This window comes from uncultured Rikenella sp. (genome assembly GCF_947628055.1).
Classification (GTDB): domain Bacteria; phylum Bacteroidota; class Bacteroidia; order Bacteroidales; family Rikenellaceae; genus Rikenella.
Genome location: NZ_CANQYJ010000008.1, coordinates 15825 through 37254, shown reverse-complemented (window position 1 = coordinate 37254; position 21430 = coordinate 15825). Strand labels below are relative to the sequence as shown.

At 57.4% G+C, this 21430-nt stretch carries 18 protein-coding genes and 1 tRNA gene; 9 read left to right on the top strand and 10 right to left on the bottom strand.

Annotated elements, in window-relative coordinates; all coding sequences use genetic code 11:
• Nucleotides 1–306 precede the first annotated feature (306 nt).
• Genes Q0Z93_RS01640 through Q0Z93_RS01625 form a run of 4 tightly spaced genes read left to right on the top strand, consistent with a single transcriptional unit; the run spans nucleotide 307 to nucleotide 1923 of the window.
• Entirely contained in the window at nucleotides 307–537 is a 231-nt protein-coding gene (locus Q0Z93_RS01640) for a hypothetical protein (protein WP_298061926.1), read from the top strand.
• A 21-nt stretch (nucleotides 538–558) separates the two neighbouring features.
• Complete coding sequence (locus Q0Z93_RS01635) at nucleotides 559–915, top strand: hypothetical protein (RefSeq protein WP_298061925.1); 357 nt, start codon at nucleotides 559–561, stop codon at nucleotides 913–915.
• A gap of 23 nt (nucleotides 916–938) precedes the next feature.
• On the top strand, nucleotides 939–1349 hold the full coding sequence (locus tag Q0Z93_RS01630; RefSeq protein WP_298061923.1) for a D-Ala-D-Ala carboxypeptidase family metallohydrolase: 411 nt from the start codon (nucleotides 939–941) through the stop codon (nucleotides 1347–1349).
• 34 nt (nucleotides 1350–1383) lie between these two features.
• Nucleotides 1384–1923: an NUDIX hydrolase gene (locus tag Q0Z93_RS01625; protein ID WP_298061921.1), complete on the top strand. Its 540-nt coding sequence runs from the start codon at nucleotides 1384–1386 to the stop codon at nucleotides 1921–1923.
• 326 nt (nucleotides 1924–2249) lie between these two features.
• On the opposite strand, the gene Q0Z93_RS01620 is transcribed toward Q0Z93_RS01625, so the two are convergent.
• Complete coding sequence (locus Q0Z93_RS01620; RefSeq protein WP_298061919.1) at nucleotides 2250–3497, bottom strand: ABC transporter permease; 1248 nt, start codon at nucleotides 3495–3497, stop codon at nucleotides 2250–2252.
• 429 nt (nucleotides 3498–3926) lie between these two features.
• Between Q0Z93_RS01620 and plsY the strand changes: the two genes are divergently transcribed.
• Both plsY and Q0Z93_RS01610 read left to right on the top strand, forming a co-directional pair.
• Nucleotides 3927–4556, top strand: coding sequence for a glycerol-3-phosphate 1-O-acyltransferase PlsY (gene plsY / locus Q0Z93_RS01615; RefSeq protein ID WP_298061917.1), 630 nt, complete (start codon nucleotides 3927–3929; stop codon nucleotides 4554–4556).
• Nucleotides 4557–4625: 69 nt separating this feature from the next.
• A complete protein-coding gene (locus tag Q0Z93_RS01610) occupies nucleotides 4626–6584 on the top strand; it encodes a TlpA disulfide reductase family protein (protein ID WP_298061915.1) in 1959 nt (652 codons plus the stop codon).
• A 79-nt stretch (nucleotides 6585–6663) separates the two neighbouring features.
• Here the strand turns inward: Q0Z93_RS01610 and trpS are convergent, their stop codons facing one another.
• From trpS to Q0Z93_RS01580, 6 genes are all read right to left on the bottom strand, one after another.
• Entirely contained in the window at nucleotides 6664–7653 is a 990-nt protein-coding gene (gene trpS / locus Q0Z93_RS01605; protein ID WP_298061913.1) for a tryptophan--tRNA ligase, read from the bottom strand.
• A gap of 189 nt (nucleotides 7654–7842) precedes the next feature.
• Complete coding sequence (locus tag Q0Z93_RS01600; RefSeq protein WP_298061911.1) at nucleotides 7843–9210, bottom strand: TolC family protein; 1368 nt, start codon at nucleotides 9208–9210, stop codon at nucleotides 7843–7845.
• A gap of 784 nt (nucleotides 9211–9994) precedes the next feature.
• Entirely contained in the window at nucleotides 9995–11191 is a 1197-nt protein-coding gene (locus Q0Z93_RS01595) for an ABC transporter permease (RefSeq protein WP_298061909.1), read from the bottom strand.
• Between the two features lie 4 nt (nucleotides 11192–11195).
• Nucleotides 11196–12368, bottom strand: a complete 1173-nt coding sequence (locus tag Q0Z93_RS01590) for an ABC transporter permease (RefSeq protein ID WP_298061907.1) — start codon at nucleotides 12366–12368, stop codon at nucleotides 11196–11198.
• A 929-nt stretch (nucleotides 12369–13297) separates the two neighbouring features.
• A complete protein-coding gene (locus tag Q0Z93_RS01585) occupies nucleotides 13298–14278 on the bottom strand; it encodes an efflux RND transporter periplasmic adaptor subunit (RefSeq protein ID WP_298061905.1) in 981 nt (326 codons plus the stop codon).
• Nucleotides 14279–14290: 12 nt separating this feature from the next.
• A complete protein-coding gene (locus tag Q0Z93_RS01580; protein ID WP_298061902.1) occupies nucleotides 14291–15754 on the bottom strand; it encodes a TolC family protein in 1464 nt (487 codons plus the stop codon).
• Nucleotides 15755–15947: 193 nt separating this feature from the next.
• Here Q0Z93_RS01580 and Q0Z93_RS01575 point away from each other — a divergent pair, with 193 nt between their 5' ends.
• Nucleotides 15948–16460 carry a DUF4251 domain-containing protein gene (locus Q0Z93_RS01575; protein ID WP_298061900.1) on the top strand — a complete coding sequence of 171 codons (513 nt, stop codon included), beginning with the start codon at nucleotides 15948–15950 and terminating at the stop codon, nucleotides 16458–16460.
• A 101-nt stretch (nucleotides 16461–16561) separates the two neighbouring features.
• Here Q0Z93_RS01575 and Q0Z93_RS01570 read toward each other — a convergent pair whose 3' ends face one another.
• Nucleotides 16562–17260 (bottom strand): energy transducer TonB, encoded by a 699-nt coding sequence (locus tag Q0Z93_RS01570; protein ID WP_298061898.1) that lies wholly within the window; start codon nucleotides 17258–17260, stop codon nucleotides 16562–16564.
• A gap of 276 nt (nucleotides 17261–17536) precedes the next feature.
• On the opposite strand from Q0Z93_RS01570, the gene Q0Z93_RS01565 reads away from it, so the two are divergent.
• A tRNA-Ala gene (locus tag Q0Z93_RS01565) sits at nucleotides 17537–17610 on the top strand.
• A gap of 85 nt (nucleotides 17611–17695) precedes the next feature.
• On the top strand, nucleotides 17696–18727 hold the full coding sequence (rlmN, locus tag Q0Z93_RS01560; RefSeq protein ID WP_298061896.1) for a 23S rRNA (adenine(2503)-C(2))-methyltransferase RlmN: 1032 nt from the start codon (nucleotides 17696–17698) through the stop codon (nucleotides 18725–18727).
• A 25-nt stretch (nucleotides 18728–18752) separates the two neighbouring features.
• On the opposite strand, the gene Q0Z93_RS01555 is transcribed toward rlmN, so the two are convergent.
• On the bottom strand, nucleotides 18753–19922 hold the full coding sequence (locus tag Q0Z93_RS01555) for an ATP-binding protein (protein WP_298061895.1): 1170 nt from the start codon (nucleotides 19920–19922) through the stop codon (nucleotides 18753–18755).
• 153 nt (nucleotides 19923–20075) lie between these two features.
• On the bottom strand, nucleotides 20076–21071 hold the full coding sequence (locus tag Q0Z93_RS01550) for a DUF4837 family protein (protein ID WP_298061893.1): 996 nt from the start codon (nucleotides 21069–21071) through the stop codon (nucleotides 20076–20078).
• Nucleotides 21072–21430 lie beyond the last annotated feature (359 nt).

The window sequence follows — 21430 nt, the reverse complement described above, 5'->3', positions numbered from 1 at the left end:
CGCGCTGCCTCGGCATAGCCCGCAAGCGGTCTCTGCTCTCGGTACGCTGCTCGGTTCTTGGTCGCACAAGAAAGAAAGTGCCTCCGCGGCATGAGCGGCAAAGAAAAAAATGTCATTCCGCGAAGCGGGTGGCCTTGTGCGGTGGGGTTCGGCCGTAATCTCCCGATGACGCCCCGGAGCCACCCCAAGCGGAGCGACACCCGGCTCGAGGCCATAAAATTACGGTAATTATACACCTCCCGCAGCAGCTTGGCCATTCTTTGGCAGATAGACATACTATTACCATACACCTGAAAACAACGAATTATGAACACACTGCCCATCGACCGCAAGACCGGAATCCCGTGTCCGGACTGCGGCACCCTGATTCCCGTTACGATTTCCGACCTGCTCGGCCCGTCAGGAAATTTCACCTGTTCCAACTGCGGCCGGAAGCTCTCCCTGATGCGCCGCGAATCCGCGCAGGCCTTGAACGAATTGCAGAAAGTGCAGGCCGCCTGGCGGAACTTAGACAAAAAAAGTCACGTAAACCTTTGACACTTAAACCCCGCGACACCAATGAAAACCTTGATTTCACACCTGATGCTGCTCGTTACAGGGATTCTCTGCCTGAACTGCGGTACACCGGCTCACAGCCGGACGATCGACAAGAAAACTGTCGAAACCCTTCGGACAACTTTGGAGGAAGCTACGGAAAAATCAAAACCGGTCACCATTGAAGCGACATTCGACGAAGCGCTGCAACTGATCGAGCTGGCTACCGGAACCGTTCCCGATCCTGACGGCCGGTTCCGATATGCCGAAAAAACATTCCGCTTTAAAGACGACGGGCCGGGGAAAGAGTCATCGCATATCCTGTATGAGAATTCCGAAACGGCAATCATCCTGTTTGTTCCGGAAACCAAGAAGAAGTAAACCCACACTAAAAACCTATTGTCATGAAATATTTCACGGTCGAAGAACTCTGCGCGTCGTCAACCGCCCGGTCTCGGGGGATCGACAATACCCCTTCGCCCGAGATCCGCGAGAGGCTCCGCATGCTGATCGAAGACTTGCTCGACCCCGTCCGCGAGGGTTGGGGCCAGGCCATCGCAGTGAACAGCGGCTACCGCTGTCCGGCGCTGAACGCTGCCGTGGGCGGAGTTCCGACCTCACAACACTTGAAAGGCGAAGCCGCCGACCTGAACGCCGGAGAACCCCGAAAGAACCGGATGTTGTTCGACAAGATCGTCGAGATGCAGAAAGCGGAAAAGATCGCTTTCGACCAGCTGATCGACGAGGCGCACTACCGGTGGGTGCACATCTCCTACCGAAAAGGGGCCAACCGAAACCAAATTCTGCATCTGTAATCCGTTTTGTACAAACCGTTAAAAATCAACCACCATGCCACAAGTTTATGCAACTGTTTACGACGGTACATCGGTACTCGTGTTCACCAAAAATGCTCACAGCAATTTTTTTCAGGGAAAAGGTTCCGGGGGAGCGATTGTTCACGGGCCGAAGAAATGCTGCTTCCCAGGCGGAGGCCTGAGTCCGCAAGACCAAGCGGGGCGGTCTCCGAAAGAGGCACGTATAGCAGGCGCCCGGCGTGAATTTCTGGAGGAAACTGGCTTTACACTGCCTGCCGAACCGACGGTCTCTTTTACTAATCCGCAAAATGCGAGTTGCCATTTTTTCCTGCTTCCCGCAGGCGTGACCCTCGAGCAAGTACGGACGGAGATTGCCGCCCAGCTGGCCTTGGCCAACAGCGACGACTGGCAGCAGGCCATCACTAACGACACCTTGCATATCCGGGACAACGAGCTGGCTTCCGTAGCGGTCGTTCCCTGGTCTGACCTGCCTGGTGGCTTTTTCCCGGTCGATGATGACGATGTCGATTGGTTCCGCGGATTCGTCGCCGAGATGAAACAATTCATTCCGTAGCACGAAGATGATGCTTGCTGTCGAGTCTCCATTCTCTCGTCCGGAAAAGCTTCTATCCTGATACGGGGAGGTCGCTTGCAAAGGCTAAAAATAAACCTACAGTTAATAACGAGCCCGCAGTCTGAAAGTTACGACCCGGCTCGCGTGCCCGGCGGCACCGCCGGCCCGACAGAGGGAAACAGCAGACGATATTTCCGGAACATTTGCGAACGCATGAAAATGGATGGTACAATCGACATCGTCCGGCCCTATTTTTCGTTTGCCGGCGAATGTTCGCAATCCGCACAAGCGGAGATGCAGTGCAGCCGACTGCTTCGCCTCCGGAATCAGGTGTGATAAATGGCTTTGACCGGCTCCATGCGGGCTGCGCTCCATGCCGGGAAAAATCCTGCCACGGCTCCTACCGCCGACGAAATAGCTAACCCCAGTACGATATTGCCGAAAGTCAGCACCACGGTGAAGTCGCTGACACTGTTGACGATCAGTACGCCGAAGAAGATCAGCAGCAACCCGATGGCCCCTCCTGCAACCGAGAGGATCACCGCCTCGAAAACAAATTGGAATAAAATGAAATAAGGCCTCGCCCCCAATGCTTTCTGAATGCCGATCTGGGTGGTTCGTTCCCGGACGGAGACGAACATGATGTTCGCTACGCCGAAGCCGCCGACCAGGATCGAAAACAGACCGATAATGCCTCCGGCGAAGTTGATCTGCCGGAACATGGAGTCCAGCTGATTGCTCAGAATGCTCATTTCGTTGACGGCGAAATTGTCCTCGGTCTGCGGGCTGAGCCGCCTGAGGCGGCGCATAATGGCTCCGACTTCCGCCTTGAGTTCCTGCACGTCGCCTCCGTCGGGCCCTTTGACGATCATCTCGGTGCCGGCCCAGTGCAGGTTCACGAAATTACGGGCCAGGGCCAGCGGAATCAGCACATTGGCGTCCATGCTCATCCCCATCATGTCGTCCCCGGCTTTGTCGAATACGCCGATCACCGTCAGCCGGGTGCCTCCAATCCGGATATCCTTGCCTATGGGATTTTCGCCGGGAAAGAGTTTTTCGGCTACGATGTGGCCGATAATGACTACCCGGGAGCCGTGTTCGGATTCATACGGGGTGAAGTAGCGTCCGCTGCCGATGTCGCTCTTGCGCATCCGGTCGTATTCGTAGGTGGCTCCGATTACGGAGGTGTTGTCGACGTAGTTGGAGCCGTTTTTGACGGTGCGTGTGAAAGTGGTGGCGAAAGCGATGGCTTGGGCTTGGGGAAGCAGGGTGCGCAGTTCGTGGTATTCGCTGAGGCTTACCTGGGGCCGGTTGTAGTATTTCCACCACTGGCCGCCGCCGTCCCAGGGCCATTTGCCGATGTAGAGGGTGTTGCTGCCGAGCGAGTTGACGTTGTCGCGGATTTTGATCTCCATCGAGTCGACGAGGGTGAAGACGGTGATGATGGCGAAAATGCCGATGGTGATGCCGGACAGGGAGAGCCCGGTGCGGAGCTTGTTGATCACGACGCTTTCGATGGCCGTCTGCCAACTCCGGTAAATCTGGCCGAGGGTGAATAGTGATTTCTTAAACATATATGAGGGCACAACGGCGACTGCCAAATTTAAGTATTTTTTGCGATTCCCTCCCATTTTCCTAATTTTGTGTCTGTTATTCGTTCGTTTATTCTTTGCCTTATTGGAGGGAACCGTACCTTTTCTGAAGAAAAGGTACCCAAAAGACTTTCAGATAGCTGCGCTACTCCTTACGCTCCGCAGTCCTCTTGCATTGAGTTTGGTTCGGGGCGCGGGAATCGGGCCGATTAGGTACTGAACCTTATGATGTCGGCCCGATTCCCCGCACCCCGACAAATCGAAAACAAGGGTACCCGGCAGGCTCAAGAGATGCGCAAGCATCTCAGAAAGTTTTTCTGGTTCTCTTTGTTCACAAAGAGAACAGTACCCTCAAACACAAGGGTAGTGAATAAATGAACGAATAAACAGACATCAAACGGGTTATAGGGCATGACGCTAACGATTGGCATACTGATAATAGTCAGTTATCTGCTCGGATCCATACCCAGCGCCGTATGGATCGGCAAATGGTTTTACAGCACCGACGTGCGCGAATACGGCAGCCACAATGCCGGAGCGACCAACACCCTACGCGTGCTGGGGCGGCGGGCAGCCCTGCCCGTATTCATCATCGACGCAGCAAAAGGATACGGCGCCGTGATGTTAGCCCACATCACCGGACTGGAAGGAGACCCCTTCTTTTTCATGAAAATCGGCCTGACCGCAGCAGCCATACTGGGACATATCTTCCCCATTTTCGCCGGATTCAAAGGCGGCAAAGGTGTTGCCACCTTGGCAGGCTGCATGCTCGGCATAGCCCCCGTGCCGATGTTGATGGGCCTCGCCACATTCATGATCGTGCTGGCGGCGACACACTACGTTTCGTTAGGCTCGATCACCGGCGGCATACTTTTCCCAGTCTATATCCTGATCATCGACGGGTTCCACTCGCCATACAAAATCATTTTCGGGATTGCAGTCGCTGCCGTACTGCTGATTACGCACCGCAAAAATATCAGACGGCTGCGCGAGGGGACAGAGAACAAAACCTACCTTTTCTGGAAAAGACCGAAGATATAACAGAACATTCCGTTATTCAGAAAATATTCACTACCTTTCAGGTAATCTAAACCCACACTCTGAAAAGCCATGAAATCTCTTCTTTTAGGCTGTCTGGCACTTCTTGTGTCCGTTACGGCCCGGAGTGCATCGGCTCCGCAGCAACTCCCCGCCGCATTGCAAGGCAATTGGAACACCGTCGACGGCGGCCAGCAGTGGGTCTACGGGCTGCACCCGGCCGTTGCCATCTGGCAAAACGCATTCTGGGACTACGACGGGATTAGCACCAAAGGCGCCGTGACCACCATCCGGCTGCGGGAGCGCGGCGGAGAACGGGTGGCCACCTTGTATGCCCGGTGGAATGCAAAAGACAGCACCGCGATGATCGGTTTGTCGCCGAAGAAACTCACCCCGTACAGCCGTCGCCAGATTGCAGACCCGAGCTATCGGATTCCGGCGGCCGAAGATATCGACTACCCGGGCGGAGACAGCATCCTGCACAACGGAGTCGCTGTCGTGCGCGGCTATCTGGACGGTTATAAGCCGGAGACGATGCCGCGGACGATCAAAATCTACACCTCCAACACCTTCATGTTTGAAGACTTTCCTGTGGTGGGGGACATTGCCGCGGACGGAACCTTTGAAGTCACGGTCCCGGTAAGTCACCCGCTGATGACAGATATCAATCTTTCCCAGGTTTTCTATGACTACCTCTACATAGTGCCGGGCGACACACTGATGGTTGGCTATAACTTTTCGGGCAAGGGGAGTGTCTGGTTTATGGGGACCAACGGACGCGTGAACCGCGAGATGAGTGCCCTGCACGGCCTGTATGCGCCGCTTGAGCGCGAGGATCCGATGTTCATAATACGAACCACACCCGACAGCATCCGCAATTGGGTCGGCGAGCGGATCGCCCGGGATTCCGCAGCGACAGCGAAGTATATCGCCGAAAACGGAATCAGCCGCAAAGGGGCGTTTCTGGCCCGATGGACACCCTACGTGATCGGCTACGAAACACTGGGGCTCTATGCTTTGTACCGGGAAGAGAAAAATCCGGTCGATACGGCATTCTTCGACTTTTTCCGCCGGCTGCCGATGGAAGACCCCCGGCTGTTGGGGACGAAAAATTACGATATGCTGATCAACCGGCTGGAGTTCTGCCGGGTCTATTGGGAACGGCCGAGACGGATGGGATGCCGAGACTTGCTCCGGGCCGGTTTCGAGATCGCGCCGGAAGATATGTCGCGGTTCGACAGCCTGGAACGGGAACTCTACACCGTGCCGGGCGACAGTGCGGCGACGGCCCGGGCGATCCAGGCCGTCAATAAAAAGTTGGATAAATACGTTACCAGCTTTTATATCCTCAATGTAATGCAGAGGATCGACCACATATATGCCGCCGGAGACGCATATTGGGGGCGGCCGATGCCGTTCCTGAACGACCTGATCGCGGCGCGGAGGATGCACAACTATTTCAGTGACCGCAACAAATTTTTTATTCCGAACCGGCAGTGGGCGCAAGTGCTGGCGCATTTTTCGACGCCGTATATCATCGAGACGCTGCTGGATGCGAACGATGCCTTGCGGCCGGTGCCGAAAGCGGAGGCCGGCGCGGAGGAGGAGGGGCCTTACGTACCGGCCGACCGGGGCGAGCGGCTGCTGGACAGCCTGCTGCGACCGCATCGGGGCCGGGTGGTCTATGTCGATTTCTGGGGCTTGGGCTGCGGCCCTTGCCGGCAGGGGATGATGGAAAGCTGGAAAATAAAAGAGAAATTGGAAGGGAAACCGGTGGATTTCGTCTACATCACCTCGACAGATCAGTCGCCGGAGAAAAGCGCCGCCGACTTTATCGAAAAGAACAAGATTACGGGCCGGCAGATACGCCTGACACCGGACGAATGGAATATCCTGGCTGCGAAGTATCGGATCAACGGCATTCCGCACTACATGATCGTCGGCCCGGACGGGCGAGTGGTCAACCCGCATTACTGGGATCACCACGGGGACGATATTGTCCAGGATCTGCTGAAGGTTGTCGGGGAATAACCGGCTTTGGTGTTAAAAAAGAACTGCGCCCGGCCTTTTTGCTGCCGGGCGCAGTTTGTTTGGGATCGGAAAACTGAGCTCAGAACCGCTTGATCCCCATAATCTCGCGCACCTCGGCCACCGTTTTCGCGGCATCCTCCTGCGCTTTCTCAGCCCCCATGCGGGCGACTTCGGAAAGATAGGCTTCATCGGACTGTATCTCGAAAATCCGTTCCCGGATCGGCGCTACCGTCGCGATAATATCTTCGGCCAGCTGTTTCTTGAGGTCGCCGTAGCGGATCGAGCAGTCGGCATATTTGTCTTTAAAGTATTGAACGGTATCCGGTGCCGAGACGATCTCCAGCAGGGTGAAGATGTTGCGGATCACTTCCGGCATTTCCGAGTTCGGTACTGTCGGGCCGCTGTCCGTAACCGCTTTCATCACCTTTTTGCGAATATCCTTGTCGCTGTCGATCAGATAGATCCCGTTCCCTTCGCTTTTGCCCATCTTGCCGCTGCCGTCGAGCCCCGGCACTTTCACCAACTCCGACCCGAAATTGTACGGTTCCGCCTCCGGAAAATAATCGACCCCGTACTTGGTGTTGAACCGCCGCGCGAACTTGCGGGTTATCTCTAAGTGCTGTTCCTGGTCTTTCCCGACCGGCACCTTATTGGCCTTATGGATCAGAATGTCCGCCGCCATCAAAGTCGGGTAAGTGAGCAGCCCGGCGTTGACATTATCCGAGTGTTTGCGCATTTTTTCCTTGAACGATGCGGTGCGCTCCAATTCGCCCACGTAGGCGTGCATGTTGAGCAGCAGGTAGAGCTCGGCCACCTGCGGCTGGTCGCTCTGGATGAAGATGGCCGATTTCTCGGGATCGAGACCGGCGGCGAGGTATTCGGCCAGGATGTCGCGCACGTTGCCGTGAAGCGCCGTAGGGTCGGGATGGGTGGTGAGCGAGTGGTAATCGGCGATGAAGAAGTAGCAGTTCGCTGCGTCCTGCATCTTGATAAAGTTGCGCAGGGCGCCGAAATAGTTGCCTAAGTGCAGATTGCCGGTCGAGCGGATGCCGCTGACTACTGTTTCCATATATTTGTTTTTATTCGTTTTGGTGCATGATATTGCGGTCTGTCTGTCCGGACAGCGCCCCGGCGGGACGTTGACCGTACAATAAATTTCCGACGGCCGCGGCTTGCGCGATCGCCGGACATAGAACAATCGGCCCCCTGCGATTCAATTACAGCCCGGGCGGAACGAGACTGTCCCCGGCCGCTGCCGTCACAGCGTGATTTCCACCCCGCGGTAGAAGTCCAGAATCTTCATTTTGAAGATGTATTCGTACCGTGCCTGGAGCATCAGCGACTGCGCCGTCAGCAGGTTGTTTTTCGCCACGTTGTAGTCCACCGCCGTCGCCGCCCCTGCGTTGAACTTCTGTTCCGTGTTGCGGAACGACTCGGCGTTCGACACCACGCTGCTTTGCGCAGAGTTGTACCGTTCCAAAGCCCCCCGCGCATCCGTCCATGCCTGCTGAATCTCTTTGTAGAGCCGGTCTTCGGCCAGTTTCACGTTCAGATCGGCGTTCCGCAGGGCGATCTTCGTCTTGCGCACCGCATTCCGCGTATTCAGCCCCCCGAAGATCGGCACCGACAGATTGAATTGCAAAGCCGATGACGCGTTGTCGCCTAACTGGTCGAAAAACGGGTATTTCGTGTAGTACGGCTTGCCGTCCGGCCCTAATTGCGGTTTCTGGCGGGCGTCCGACCAACTGCTGCCGTAGCTCGCTCCGAAGCCCAGCGACGGGTAGTAGCGCGCCCGGGCCAGCGAAACGTCCTGTTCGGCGATCTTGCGCTGCCATTTGGTCACTTCGATCCGCGGCAGGGTCAATGCCGCATCGTAAATCTCGCCCACATCCCGCAGGCCGCGGGCATCCATAGCCGCCAGCGCCGCGCTGTCCGGCACTTCCACGTCGAATTCCGGCACGTCGCGCAGCTCCAGCAGCTGCGTGAGTGTCAATAAAGAATTGGCAAGCTGGTTTTTGTAATTGACCAGGTTATACCGTTCCGAGGCCAGTTGCGCCTCGAGCTCCAGCCGGCTGCCGATCGGCAGCGATCCTGCTTCGACCAGTTTCGATGTCCGTTCGATCTGTTCCTGGAGCGTAGCGATCTGGGCTTCGGAAACGGCGACTTGTTCTTTGTTATAGAGTATCTGGAGGTATGCCGCTGCCACGGCGATGGTGATCTCGTCTTTGATCCGTTCCACGTCCTGCACCGAGGCCATGAGGCTGAATTCTGCGCGGCGCATGGCGTGCAGTTTCTGCATCCCGGCGAATACGGTGGTGCTCAGCGACAAGCTCCCGCTGGCGTTCTGCACGGTCTGCCCCGACACGTAGTTGTAGGTCGTCGGGTCGAGCGACCGCCCGAACGAGACGTTGTATCCTAATCCGGCGTTGAGGTTGGGCAGGTAGCTGAGTTTGGTCTGGGTGTTGTCCACGCGGGCCGTTTCGACTGTGTTGAGGCCCTGTTTGACTTGTATATTGTGTTCCACGGCGTGGCGGATGCACTGTTCGATGTTCCACGTTTCGGTCGCCCGGGCAACCGAAACGTGGAATATCGGGATGAGCAGGCCGTACAAAATGCGTGCTTTCATAGGGCGGGTAATGGAATCGGCAAGTTACGAAAATTATTTGTTTTGGGATTCGCGGATTTTTGTCTGCATGGATCATGCAACCGTTGGGGCTGTTTTCGGTCGGTGCGGACGGTTGGGGAATTGACGGGCTTTCCAACCTTGTCTACAGGCATTTTTTCGGCGGGCCGTTTAGGTAGGTACAGCCCGGCTCGAGTGCCGAGCGGACTTCCGGCTTGACATCAGGGAGATCGCTTGCAAGGGCCTATAATTAATTGTAGGTTTTACTGTACGTGTTCCAAGAGGGAACTGTTCTCTTTAACTTCGCTCCGCTCGTTTTCCTCGCGCTACCTCGGCATAGCCCGCAAGCGGTCTCTGCTGAGGTAGCGCGAGGAAGCCGGAGGCAAAACAAGCGCAGCGCAGTTAGCGAGAACCAGAAAACCGACGCAGCAACCGAGCGCCGTCGAGCTTGCTCGAATGGTCGAGGCGCCAGGAGGAAGGCGAAGCCAAACTTTTTGAGATGCTAACGCATCTCTTGAGCCTGCCGGATACCCGATTCTTGAATGTTTTTTTGTGTCGGGACTTTCCAATGCGGCGCGCATAAGGTAATACAATCATTAACGCGCCCATTGAGAAAGCCCGACACAAAAATAGGATTCAAAGAAAAAGGACTGCGGAGCGTAAGGAGTAGCGCAGCTATCTGAAAAGTTCTTTGCGTCGCTTTCTTTCAAGAAAGCGACAGTCCCGTACAGAACGGTGCTAAATAAGCCTACGGTTCCAGACAGCACAGGGCAATTAAACGGTCGATTTACCGGTTTGCCGGTTCACCGCAACAATCCTCCCGTTCCGCCTTCGCAACAGCCTGCAAAGCCCGCGTGCGCCTGATCGTAGCCAATATCGCCGTCAGTCCGTAGGCACCCGTCAGCATCCACAAAGTGACCGCCTCCGGCGCCACGTCCGACAGCGTGCCACCCATCGTCCGGATCCGGACCAAAGCATCTATCCCGCTACTCGACGGAACCATACGCCCCAACGCATAGATCCATTCTGGCATACCCTCGCGAGGCCATGAAATGCCGCTGACGATCAGGAAAAAGACCGACGTCACGATCAGCAGCATCATCGAACTCTCCCGCTTGCGGAACAAAGCGCCCAGCGTCAGCCCCAAGAAAATCACCGACAGCAGGTAAGGCAGGAAAACCAGCAGCAGATCCCAGTGATTCCCATTCATCGGATAACCGAAGAACTTGTACTGGAAACTGAACATATAGAGCATCAGCGGAATATACAGGAACAAGTAAGCCGTCGCCTTGGCAAAAACAAGCCGTGTGGCCGAATAATCCCGGAACTGCCTCCACGTCCCCCTCTCGAACCACGTTCCCCCCACCATGCCAATCCCCACCAGCAAAAGCTGCTGGGCGATCAGGATCAGTACCGCCGGCAGGATCGCCGTCGCATATCCCCCGTAAGGATTGTAAAGCATATCGACATCGTATGCCACCGGCATAGCCAGCCACTCCGCCTGCTGTCGGTTCAGCCCTCCGGCCATCAGCGTCCCGATTTGCACCTCGGCCCCCGCCGTGACCACAACTTCCCCCACCGCCCCCAGAAAATCGCTGTAAAGCAGGAAATAACCTCCGTCGGCATACAGGCTCACCTCGTTCTGCTCCCCTGCCAGCATCCGTTTTTCGTACCCCTCGGGAATATAAAGCACCCCGTAGATTTTCCGGTCGAGAAACAGCCACTTCGCCTCGTCGAGACTTTGCACCTCGTACCATACATCCGCTTCCGGCGTAGCATCCAGCATCCGTGCCAGTTTCCGGCTCGGCGGCGTGTTGTCCAGGTCCACCACCGCTACCGGAAAATTGCGCACCACCTGCGGCGCATAGATCAGCGGATACAAAGTGCCGTAGATCAGCATCGCCCCGAACAGGATCAGCATCGCCCCCCCGTCTTTGAAGATGGAGATGAATTCGGTTTTCGTTATGTTCCAGAATCGTTTCATACCCTCAATCTTTTCCGTAATACTGCGGATTCATCGCCACCTTTTTGAGCCTCGGCACTAAGGCCGCCATCGCCAGCACGAATACGCCCATAGCCGCCAGATCCCCCAGCGACCGCGCCGGCGGGGCTCCGCGAAGACTCTGTTCGATGAAGAGGTCGATAAAATAGGTGAAAGGGAACAGCTTGGACAGCGCCGCAATGGCCGGATACATCCCGATCTGCGGGAACGTCAGCCCGCAGAACGACAGCGAAGCCGTTGCCACTCCTCCCGCCACGGACAACGAGAACCGCATATTGGCGCTGACCGCCACCAGGATCACCCCGATAGCCATGTAAGCTAATATCACAAACAGATTGCCCAGCACCAGTATGATCGCTTCCCGCCCGTGGAAAGGCATTCCCAGGAATCGGTAGAGCAGGGTGTTCATCAAGAGGGAGAGCAAGGTGAACAGCAGCACATACGGCGCCAGCTTGGCCGCCAATGCGCGTGTGATGCTTCCCCCCGCCGTCGCGATCCATTCGGCTGCCGTGCCGTTTTTCAGTTCGCTGCCCACGGCGTAGACCGTCACCGTGCTGACCGTGATGATCAGTGCCAGGAACAGCAGTCCCGGCAGTAGGTAGTAGGCGTAACTGCCGTAAGGATTGAACAATACATGTTTCTCGAAAGCGATCGGATAGGCCATCGCATATCCTTGCGATGCCGGGATTCCTTTGGCGCCGAGCAGCTGGGTCTCCACGCCGATGTTGAAGGCCTGGAAAACGGTCGTAATGTCCCGTTTGAGCAGTCCGGAGTTGAGAATTCTCGCCCCGCTGATCTGTGCGGAGACCTGCGCTCTCCCCTGACCGGACAACACATCGGCCTGAAGCCCTTCCGGAATGACGATCAGGGCGTTGGTCAACCCCTGCACCATCGATTGCCGGCCCTGTTCGATACTCTCCACGTGCAGAGCCACCTGGGCCGCCGGTGTGGCGTCGACCATCCGGACCAGCTGCCGCGACAGTTCGGTGCGGTCGCCGTCGTACACGGCCACGGGCAGGTCGTGCACTGTTCCTTGCCGGAACATCAGCACGTACAGCACGGTCATCGTCACCGGAATGATGATGGCCGCGGTCACCAGGATCCGGCTCTGTCCGAACCGTCGGATCTCGCGTTTTACGCTGTCGCTGAATCGTCCCATTCGATAATAAGAGTTCCTTTAAAAAGTAACTGAAATACCCTCATGCCGGGTGGGGCTTTTGGCTTTCGCTTCACCGCTCATGCCGCGGAGGCTTTTTTCTTTGATAATTGCCTCGGGCCGGCGGGCTTTCTCTCCGGCGGAAAGTTCTACGGGCGTTCCCTCGCCGGGGGTAGAGTTTTTTCTTCTCCTCCCGCTCAGGCCGCGGGGGCCCTTCCTTTCTTGGGTGACCAAGAAAGGAAGCAAAGAAGTCACCGGGAATCGGTTTCGCCTTGTCGAAAGCCGGTCATTCAGTCCGGCTTTCTCAAGTCAAAACACGACATTCCCGGGTCTGCTGTGTCTATCCGTTCCCGGAAGTGTTTTCGCATGCAGAGAAAACAGTTTCTCGCGTCAGCGTGCGGGCCGTTGTGCTTAACGGCATCCAAGAGGGTTTTTCAGCCATGATCTCCCTATGACAGGCCGGAGCCCCCGGCTGCGGAGACCTGGTGCCGCCGGGCACACCGACCGGACTGTAATTACCCTAAACGGCCCCGCTGGCTCCGGCCCGATCGCAAGTAATAAGGAGCACGCGAAAGCACCTCCGGAAGCGTCGCTTTTGGAATCAGTGTCTTCCTTAATTGCGGGTAGACACGGCAGACCCGGGAATGCCGCGTTTTGCTTTGAGAAGCCCGTGCGGGTGCGCGGGCTTCGACAAGGCGCAACCGGCTGGAGGCACTTTGGCTTCGCCTTCCTTCTGGCGCCTCGGCCATTCGAGCAAGCTCGATGGCACTCGCCTGCTGTGTCGGTTCTTTCTCTACTTTGACCTGCGGTCTTCCTCGCACTGCCTCGGCATAGCCCGCCAGCGGTCTCTACCCTCGGATACGTCGCTCGGTTCTTGGTCACCCAAGAAAGTAAATGCCGCCGCAGCTTGAGCGTAAATAATAACCGAACATTTAAAACGAGTTGTAGTCCACCGTCACGGTCATTCCCGGCCGCAGACCGTCGATCCGTCCCGCCGGCCGTGCATGCACCTCGAACGTCTTCACGTCGAACTCCCCGCTGGTGCGTGTCGCCGCCCAGGTCGCATACGAAGCCTCCGCCGCGATATAATCCACCGTCAGTTCGTAAGTCTTGTCCAGCGCCGGAAAATAACCGTCGAATTTCGTTCCTCTCCGGATTTTAGGCAGCAAGGTCTCCTTGATGTTGAACACCACCCAGGCGTCCGACAAATCGACCACCGTCACCACCGGATAACCCGTGCCCACTAACTCGCCGTTCTCCGAGACCACGCTCGACACCTCGCCGTCCACCGGCGCATATTGGCGCGTTTCGGTCACATAAGACTCTACCTCGCTCACCGCACCTCCCGCCTGTTCCACCAGCGCCTTGGCCGCCGCCTTCTCCTCCCACTGCGCCCCCTCGGTCGCCATATTGTAGCCCGCTTCGGCCGCCGCCGCAGTAGTCTTCATCGCTTTCAGCGCCGCCTGCGCTTCGTCTAACTTCTGCGCCGGCACCACCCCCTGGTCATACAGGTTTTTCACCCGGTCGTAAGTCTTCTGCGCCAGTTCCAACCCGGCCAGCGATTGCTGCCACATCTCGTAAGCCTGCCGGATCTGCTGCTTCCGCGCCCCTGCGTCGACCTTGTCCTGCATGGCCGTAGCCGCCGATTTGGCGGCCTCCGCCTGCGTCAGCTTGGCGTAGACCTCCGGCGAACTGATGCCGTACAGGAATTGCCCTTTCCGAACCGTATCGCCCCGCTTGACAGTCAGGCTGTCCACCCGGCCCGGCACTTTGGACGACACTTTGTAGCTGGTGGCCTCCACCGTCCCCTGCATCAGGTAGGGGGCAGGCTTGAGCACGAACCAGCCGATAAAAGCCACCACCGTAATGACGGCGATGATAATCAGCGTGATGGTATATACCTTCGATTTCATTCCGGTAAAGTATTATTGGTTGCCAATGGTCTGGAAATCGGGTTGGAGCATGTAGCTGCCGAGCGTTTCCGTCTCGCCTGCGAGGGCCAGCAGCTGCGCCAGCGCCACGTCGAATGCGTAGGCCGCCGCCAGTCGCTCCACCCGGGCTTTGGCCAGGTTCAGCCGGGCGTCCACCACGTCCGACGACGGAGCCATCCCTTCGCTGAACGCCTTCAGTTTGGCGTCCAGATACGATTCGGCGAAAGCCACCGATGCACCTAAGGCATGCACCTCCGCCGCCGAGCTTTTCAGCTGGTTATAGAGTTTTTCGGTCAGCGTCATCAGATCGTTTTCCGCCTTGATCTGCATCGCTTCCACCTGTCGCACCTCCTTTTTGGCCGCCGCATGTTTGTATTCGCTGCTCAGGCCGTCGAAGATGCGCAGTTTGACACCCGCGCCGACCATCCAGCGCGGCGCCAGCTCCGTAAGCTGCCAGTCCCACGCATTGACGGCCCCCACAGCGGCGATTTCCGGCAGAAAAGCGGCTCGGGCCGCCCGCACTCCTTCCTTCGCCAGCCGCCGCGTCAGCTCCACCTGTTTCAGAATCGGGCTGTTCTGGGCCACTTTCTGCCGGTAGTAGGAGAGCGGCCGGAGTTCGTCGACGATGAACAGGGCCGTGACCGGCAGGTAGTCCGCCGTGCTGCCCAGCGAAGCGCCCAAAGCCCGGTTGACCGTTCCGATCTGTAGGGACGCTGCGGTCTGCTCGCCTTCCGCCTGGGCCAGATACATCTCGGCGTAGAGCTTCTCGGTCGGAGCGATCATGCCGTTGGCCTCCAGTTTCTCGGCATCGCTGAGGTGCTTGCGCATCCCTGCCGTCACCTCTTCCCGCACCCGCAGGACGTGGTGGGCCAGCAGCAGGCCGTAATAGCGCTCCACCACCTCCGCGAACAGGTCGGTCTGCACTTTCAGGGCCTCCTGGTCGCTCTTTTCGATGTTGATTTTGGCTGCGTTGACCGCTGCGTTGATCTTGCCGCCCGTGTACAGCGGCAAGGCCGCCGTAGCTCCCACCACTGCGAACTGCTGCTTCTGGAGCGTCAGGCTCAGGTCGATCCCCTGGACCGCCTGAATGACCTCCGGCGGGACAGGAAAGGGGAGGGGCAGTTGGCCGATATGCTCCAGCGCCGCGTTTTTCTCCGGATTCAGGTCGAAGGCTTTGATGTCCTCCGACATGTAGGTGTAGGCCCCCGTGACCCCTAACTGCGGCATTCTCAGCCCCCAGGCTGCCTTGCGGCGGTCGACGGCGGCTTCGCGCGCCAGACGCTGCGCTTCCATGGCCGGATTTTGCCGGTAGCTGATTTCGATGGCCTCCTGTAAGGTGAGGAACCGGATGCTGTCCGGGGGCGGCGAAGCGAGACCCTGTGCCGCGGCGGAGCCCATTCCTCCCGACAGCAGGGCCATGCCGGCGCCGAGGATTGCGATCTTTCTGTTTATCTGCATCGTCTTCGTTTTTCGTATGGCGGGTATGTCAGGTTTGCAAATGGTTCGAACCGTTCGTTTCCGTTTCTGCGCGGAAAAGCGAGGTAAACTGGAATTTAGCAAATTTGGTGCAATTTTCTTTGGCATGGAAATTGTCGGACTTTTATTCGCAAATAAACCGATGTATTACCAACCTTATTTAAATTCCGAGACTATGAAAAAGTTATTTTTGTCTATGCTGATGGTGCCGCTGGCCGTTACGGCGATGGCGCAGGATTACACCCAGAAAGAGGTGCGCGACGCGCAGCGCGCCCAACGCCGGGAGGCGATGGTGCAGCAGCTGACCAACGCGCTCAAAACGCATAACTTCACTTTTTCGGCTTCGCAGATGACGCCGGAGTTTATGGGCCCTGAGCAGGCGCTGAACCAGTGGAACAATTACGTGTCGGTCTATCCGGGCTTTTTGGAGGTGAATCTGCCGTATGTATCGGCGGCGCAGAATGTGACCATGATCCCCCAACGGATCGACATCAATACGGTGCAGTTCAGTTTTTGGGAGGATATGAACTCCGGTTCGCAGTGGACGCTGGTGTTCCAGACCGAATGGGGCAATGTGAAGTATGTGTTCCACCTGAACTACGACATCGATAACGGATTCGCCACGCTGACGCTGGTGCCGAACATGGGCAATACGGTGGTTTACAGCGGCACGATACGCTCCAACTGATTCTCTCTCTGCACAATAAATACGAAAGGCGGTGCGGTTCATAAGCAGATGGAACCGCACCGCCTTTTCAATACGTGTGCAAGCCGGATAATCCGATGCGTTTATTCCAGCACGAAATTGATGGGCACCTGCACGTATACCCGCACCGGTTTGCCCCGGTTCGTCCCCGGTTTCCATCTCGGCGAGCTTTTCACCACGCGGATCGCCTCTTCATCCAAGTACTTGTCCACCCCGCGCAGGATTTTCACCTGCGTAATCGAGCCGTCGCGTTCCACCACGAACTGCACGGTCACCTTGCCCTGCGATCCGTTGTCCTGCGCCACCGCCGGATACACGAGATTCTTGCCGCACCATCTGGCGAAAGTGTTCACATCCCCGCCCTGGAAACTCGGCATTTCTTCGGCGATCAACACCGGCACATCTTCCTCGATTTCCTCCTCGCCCGTGTAGGTTCCCCCGAACTTGGTGACATCCACCGCCAAGTCCTGGGTCACATCCAAGTCGAGGATATTGATCGTCTGCTCGATTTTCGCATCGTTTTTGACCACATTGAGCAGGTCGGACAGCACCACGGCCTGCGTTTTCATCGGTGCCGGCGGACGTTTGTCTTCCTGCACCGTGACTTCCGTCATCTCGGTTTCGACCGCCACGACAGGCTGTTCGACCACTTCGATGACCCGTTCTTTCTGGCTCCAGCTGAACATGGCGATACATGCCGCCAAAGCGATGATGATCCCGATCTCCAGAAAATAGCTCCGCTTGTTTTCCAGGTCGGCTTTGGGCGATTTTTTGAGTTCCATATGGTTAGTAGGATTTATGCGTTAACCGTGAGGATATGATTACCGTTACAAAGCTATGTATTTTATTTAGCAAATGCAATACTGTCCCGGGACGATATGGGGAGGGATGAAAATTTTTACGCGATTGTATACTTTTCTCCTTTTTCGAGTTCGGCTCTGCGCCGGGGGCCGCTTCTCGCGGCCGGGGGGGCGGCGCGAGCCGGAAAATCGGGACAAAGGATGGCGGGTACGATAAAGTATATAATCGCGAATTTTTATTACATTTGTCCGGCAAGCGGGGAATTAGCTCAGTTGGTTAGAGCGCTTGCATGGCATGCAAGAGGTCACCGGTTCGACTCCGGTATTCTCCACCCGGCCTCTGTTTCGGGGCTTTTTATCTGGCAGACCGCTTTACGGACGACCCCGTAAGGCGGTTTTTTCATACCTTTGCCCCATATGGATACTAACGGAACGAAGTGGCTTTCAGGCATGTCGCCGGACGAGCTGCGGGCGGTGGCGGCCGAAGCGGGCCTCAAGCCTTTCGCCGCCCGTCAGATGGCGGACTGGCTCTATAAGAAGCGGACGGCGGACGTGGCGGCGATGACCAATTTGTCGGCTGCCGCCCGGCAGCGGTTGGGCGAGCTGGGGTATGTCGCCGGACGGATCGAGCCGTGCGATGTGCAGGTCTCTGTGGACGGGACTAAGAAGTATCTGTTCCCGACCCTCGGCGGACGGTATATCGAATCGGTCTATATTCCGGACAGGGAGCGGGCGACGCTCTGCGTCTCGTCGCAGGCGGGGTGCCGGATGGGCTGCCGGTTCTGCATGACGGGGCGGCAGGGATTCCGGCATAACCTGACTGCCGGGGAGATCGTCAATCAGGTGTTGGCGATCCCGGAGTCGGAGCGGCTGACCAATATCGTTTTCATGGGGATGGGCGAGCCGATGGACAATATCGGCCCGGTGCTGCGGGCGGTGGAAATCCTGACGGCAGAGTGGGGCTTGGGGTGGAGCCCGACGCGGATCACGGTCTCGACGGTCGGGGTGATCCCGGCCATGGAGCGGCTGCTGAGGGAAACGAAAGTGCATCTGGCGGTGAGCCTGCACGATCCGTTCGATGCGGAACGGGGGGAGCTGATGCCGGTGCAGAACAAATATCCGGTTCGGGAGGTGGTGGCGGCTTTGCGGAAGTTCGATTTCGCGCACCAGCGGCGGCTGAGTTTCGAGTATATCGTTTTCGAGGGGGTGAACGATTCGCCGCGGCATGTCGAAGGGTTGGTGCGGCTGCTGAAAGGGCTGGACTGCCGGATCAACCTGATCCGTTTCCATGCGATTCCGGACAGCCCGCTGCGCGGGGTGTCGCCGGAGCGGATGAAGCGCTTCAACGGGGCGCTGAATGCGGCGGGAATCACGACTACCACGCGTTCGTCGCGCGGCGAAGATATACTGGCCGCCTGCGGCCTGCTTTCGACCCTCTCGCAGGAATAGCCGGCTTTTGCGCCGAATCCCCCTATTATAGCTTGCGGATCATGATCCGCATGGTCGTCCCTTTGTCGACCTCGGAGTCGAGGACGAAGATGCGGCCGTGGTGATACTCTTCGATGATGCGCTTGCTGAGCGACAGGCCGAGGCCCCAGCCGCGCGTCTTGGTGGTGAATCCGGGCTGGAAGATGCGCTTGAAGTTGGCTTTCGGCATTCCTTTGCCCGTGTCCCGCACGTCGATGCAGATCCATTTGTCGTCCCGCACCGAGAGCTGGACGATGATCGCTCCGCGCCCTTGCAAAGCGTCCAGCGCATTTTTCAACAGATTCTCCACCACCCATTCAAACAGCGCGTCGTTGACCATGCCCTGCATCGGTTCGGAAGTGCACTGTGCGAAATTCAGCGTCACGTTTTTCGGAATCCGCGTCTGGAAATAGGCCACCGCACCGGCCACCAGTTCGTAGATGTTCCTCGGCGCGAGGTTGGTCGTGGCGCCGATCTTCGAGAAACGGTCTACCACTTTCAAGAGCCGCGTCAGGTCTTTGTTCATTTCGTCCACCACGAACGGCTCCACGTTCTCCTGGCTGCGCAGGTATTCGAGCCAGCCCAACAGGGAGCTGGTGGGCGTCCCCAGCTGGTGTGCGGTCTCTTTGGCCATTCCGATCCAGACACGGTTCTGTTCGCTGTGCTTGGACGACCGGAAGGCGATGAAAGCGAAGCCGATGAATACGGCGAACACGCTGAGCTGCACCCACGGAAAGTATTGCAAGGCCTTGAGCAGCGGCGATTCGTCGTAAAAGACGCGTACGATGCTTCCCTGCACAGTGGGTATCTCGATGGGGTCCCGCCCGCCGGAGCGCATGCTTTCGAGTTTGTCGGCCAGCCGGTCGGGATCGGCCATCACCGAAGGGGCGATCAGCCGGGACTGAATCACGCGCAGGTTGTCGTCGCAGACGATCACGGGAATGTCTTCGGAGAAGTCGATGATGCGGCCCAGTATTTCGGCCTGGTGGCGGTTGCCGTTGCTGGCGGCTTTGACGGTCTCGCCGACGGCGAAAGACCAGAGGTGTATCTGGTCGCGTTCTTTGTCGCGCAGGTTTCCGACTAAGTAGTTGGAATAGACGAGCGAGGTCACGCCGATGGCGAAACCGATGATGATGAAGAGCATCTTGCCGTGGTATCCGATCGAAAGTTTGCGCATCCGGTTGGCTTGGATTTTAAAGGTACGAAGTAAAAACGATATTCGCCCCTGACGGCATACGACTCCCGGGGGAAAGCGGTTCCGCACGAATTTCCGTCTGCCGGTGCGAAGACCGTCTGGCCATCGTCGTTTAAGGGCCTGTCGAAGCGACTTCTATTCCGGAATCCGGATCGTCATGAAGATCGCCTCCACCTGACGGACATAGTCCCTCATCGGCACGTTGTTGTTCGGCGACGGGGAATAGACATAGCCGTCGATCGCCAGCATGCGGTGCCGCTCCGGTTCGTAGGTCGTGTAATTGATGAACGGCCCTCCCATGAAATCGCCGGCCACATCCCAGAATCCCCGCACCTGGTTCCATTCGCGGCCGTTCACCGTCAGCTTTTTCTGGTCGGGCATCACCGCCGTGCTGGTCGTCATGTAGCTCCCGTCCGAAGGCCCCGGCACCTGCATCACTGCCGCATTGCGCGCCGCGATGATGTTCCCGGCCGCCGCATTCCGGGCCGCCGAAGTGTCCGCCGGATAGGTGTAGATCGTAAACCCGACGCTCGCCAGCGGCAGCTCATAGGAGATCCAGAGGAAATTCGTGGTGTCGAGCCGTACCCGGTATCCTCTGGGGATACTCATCTTGAAGTCGAACTTCTCCCGGATCAGCTCGTCGATCTCCGCATCCCGGTATTTCTCCGCCCGCGCCACGAAACGGTCGCGCTCCGCGATCTCGTACAGTTTGACCAGCTCCGAGCGGTACGTATTCAGGAAAGCCGCCATCGAATCCGCCGACGGCGCCGTCACCGTCACCTCCAACTGCGGCGCCGAATTGACGTCGTATGAAGCTGTCATGTCCGCTTTCGGGTATTGGGAACCGGTTTTGAGGATCAAAATATTCCGGTGCCGGCTCACCGTCTCCCGGTAGCTGGCCGGCGGCACGCTGTAAACGGTGAAGCGGGGTTCCGGCTGGTTGATCATCTCCACCTCGTCGGCGAAGATCGCCCGGGCCGTATCCCCCGCCGGCCCCTGCCACAGTGCTGTCGGAGCCACGACGAAAAGCTCGTACGGCTTGCCCGTCGAGGATACCTTGACCTCGCCGGTATGGCAGGCTGTGAGAGCCAGGGCGGAGGCTGTAATAAGGGTGAATGCGATTTTTTTCATGGTCGTATCGATATTTAGGTTGGGTCAGTGCGGCACCTCTGCGGGTGCTTCGTACAAATGTAACTATAATTCTTTTCGCAGTTACTCTCTTTTGCCGGTTCTGATAAAACTGTAAATTTATTGTACGTGTTGGTATAGATCCGCTCTCTTTGTGAACAATCGACACTGCCGAGTGTCGCTCGGCACTAGGCCTCCGCCGGAGTAGCTCCGGCCTGACCGTTGACGCGGAAAATAAATATTATAGTACAATTATTTTTAGCCGCTACGATCATCAGGATCGCTAGTTTCAGCGGTGCCGCTCGGCCCACACAGGCTGAAAGTGGCCCGCACATCGCCAGGGTTGTCACCGAACAGACAGA

What these genes read in the sequence shown, in the direction of transcription:
- Q0Z93_RS01640 (WP_298061926.1), top strand. Translation starts at nt 307, where the DNA reads ATGAACACACTGCCCATCGACCGCAAGACCGGAATCCCGTGTCCGGAC.
- Q0Z93_RS01635 (WP_298061925.1), top strand. Translation starts at nt 559, where the DNA reads ATGAAAACCTTGATTTCACACCTGATGCTGCTCGTTACAGGGATTCTC.
- Q0Z93_RS01630 (WP_298061923.1), top strand. Translation starts at nt 939, where the DNA reads ATGAAATATTTCACGGTCGAAGAACTCTGCGCGTCGTCAACCGCCCGG.
- Q0Z93_RS01625 (WP_298061921.1), top strand. Translation starts at nt 1,384, where the DNA reads ATGCCACAAGTTTATGCAACTGTTTACGACGGTACATCGGTACTCGTG.
- Q0Z93_RS01620 (WP_298061919.1), bottom strand. Translation starts at nt 3,497, where the DNA reads ATGTTTAAGAAATCACTATTCACCCTCGGCCAGATTTACCGGAGTTGG.
- plsY (WP_298061917.1), top strand. Translation starts at nt 3,927, where the DNA reads ATGACGCTAACGATTGGCATACTGATAATAGTCAGTTATCTGCTCGGA.
- Q0Z93_RS01610 (WP_298061915.1), top strand. Translation starts at nt 4,626, where the DNA reads ATGAAATCTCTTCTTTTAGGCTGTCTGGCACTTCTTGTGTCCGTTACG.
- trpS (WP_298061913.1), bottom strand. Translation starts at nt 7,653, where the DNA reads ATGGAAACAGTAGTCAGCGGCATCCGCTCGACCGGCAATCTGCACTTA.
- Q0Z93_RS01600 (WP_298061911.1), bottom strand. Translation starts at nt 9,210, where the DNA reads ATGAAAGCACGCATTTTGTACGGCCTGCTCATCCCGATATTCCACGTT.
- Q0Z93_RS01595 (WP_298061909.1), bottom strand. Translation starts at nt 11,191, where the DNA reads ATGAAACGATTCTGGAACATAACGAAAACCGAATTCATCTCCATCTTC.
- Q0Z93_RS01590 (WP_298061907.1), bottom strand. Translation starts at nt 12,368, where the DNA reads ATGGGACGATTCAGCGACAGCGTAAAACGCGAGATCCGACGGTTCGGA.
- Q0Z93_RS01585 (WP_298061905.1), bottom strand. Translation starts at nt 14,278, where the DNA reads ATGAAATCGAAGGTATATACCATCACGCTGATTATCATCGCCGTCATT.
- Q0Z93_RS01580 (WP_298061902.1), bottom strand. Translation starts at nt 15,754, where the DNA reads ATGCAGATAAACAGAAAGATCGCAATCCTCGGCGCCGGCATGGCCCTG.
- Q0Z93_RS01575 (WP_298061900.1), top strand. Translation starts at nt 15,948, where the DNA reads ATGAAAAAGTTATTTTTGTCTATGCTGATGGTGCCGCTGGCCGTTACG.
- Q0Z93_RS01570 (WP_298061898.1), bottom strand. Translation starts at nt 17,260, where the DNA reads ATGGAACTCAAAAAATCGCCCAAAGCCGACCTGGAAAACAAGCGGAGC.
- rlmN (WP_298061896.1), top strand. Translation starts at nt 17,696, where the DNA reads ATGGATACTAACGGAACGAAGTGGCTTTCAGGCATGTCGCCGGACGAG.
- Q0Z93_RS01555 (WP_298061895.1), bottom strand. Translation starts at nt 19,922, where the DNA reads ATGCGCAAACTTTCGATCGGATACCACGGCAAGATGCTCTTCATCATC.
- Q0Z93_RS01550 (WP_298061893.1), bottom strand. Translation starts at nt 21,071, where the DNA reads ATGAAAAAAATCGCATTCACCCTTATTACAGCCTCCGCCCTGGCTCTC.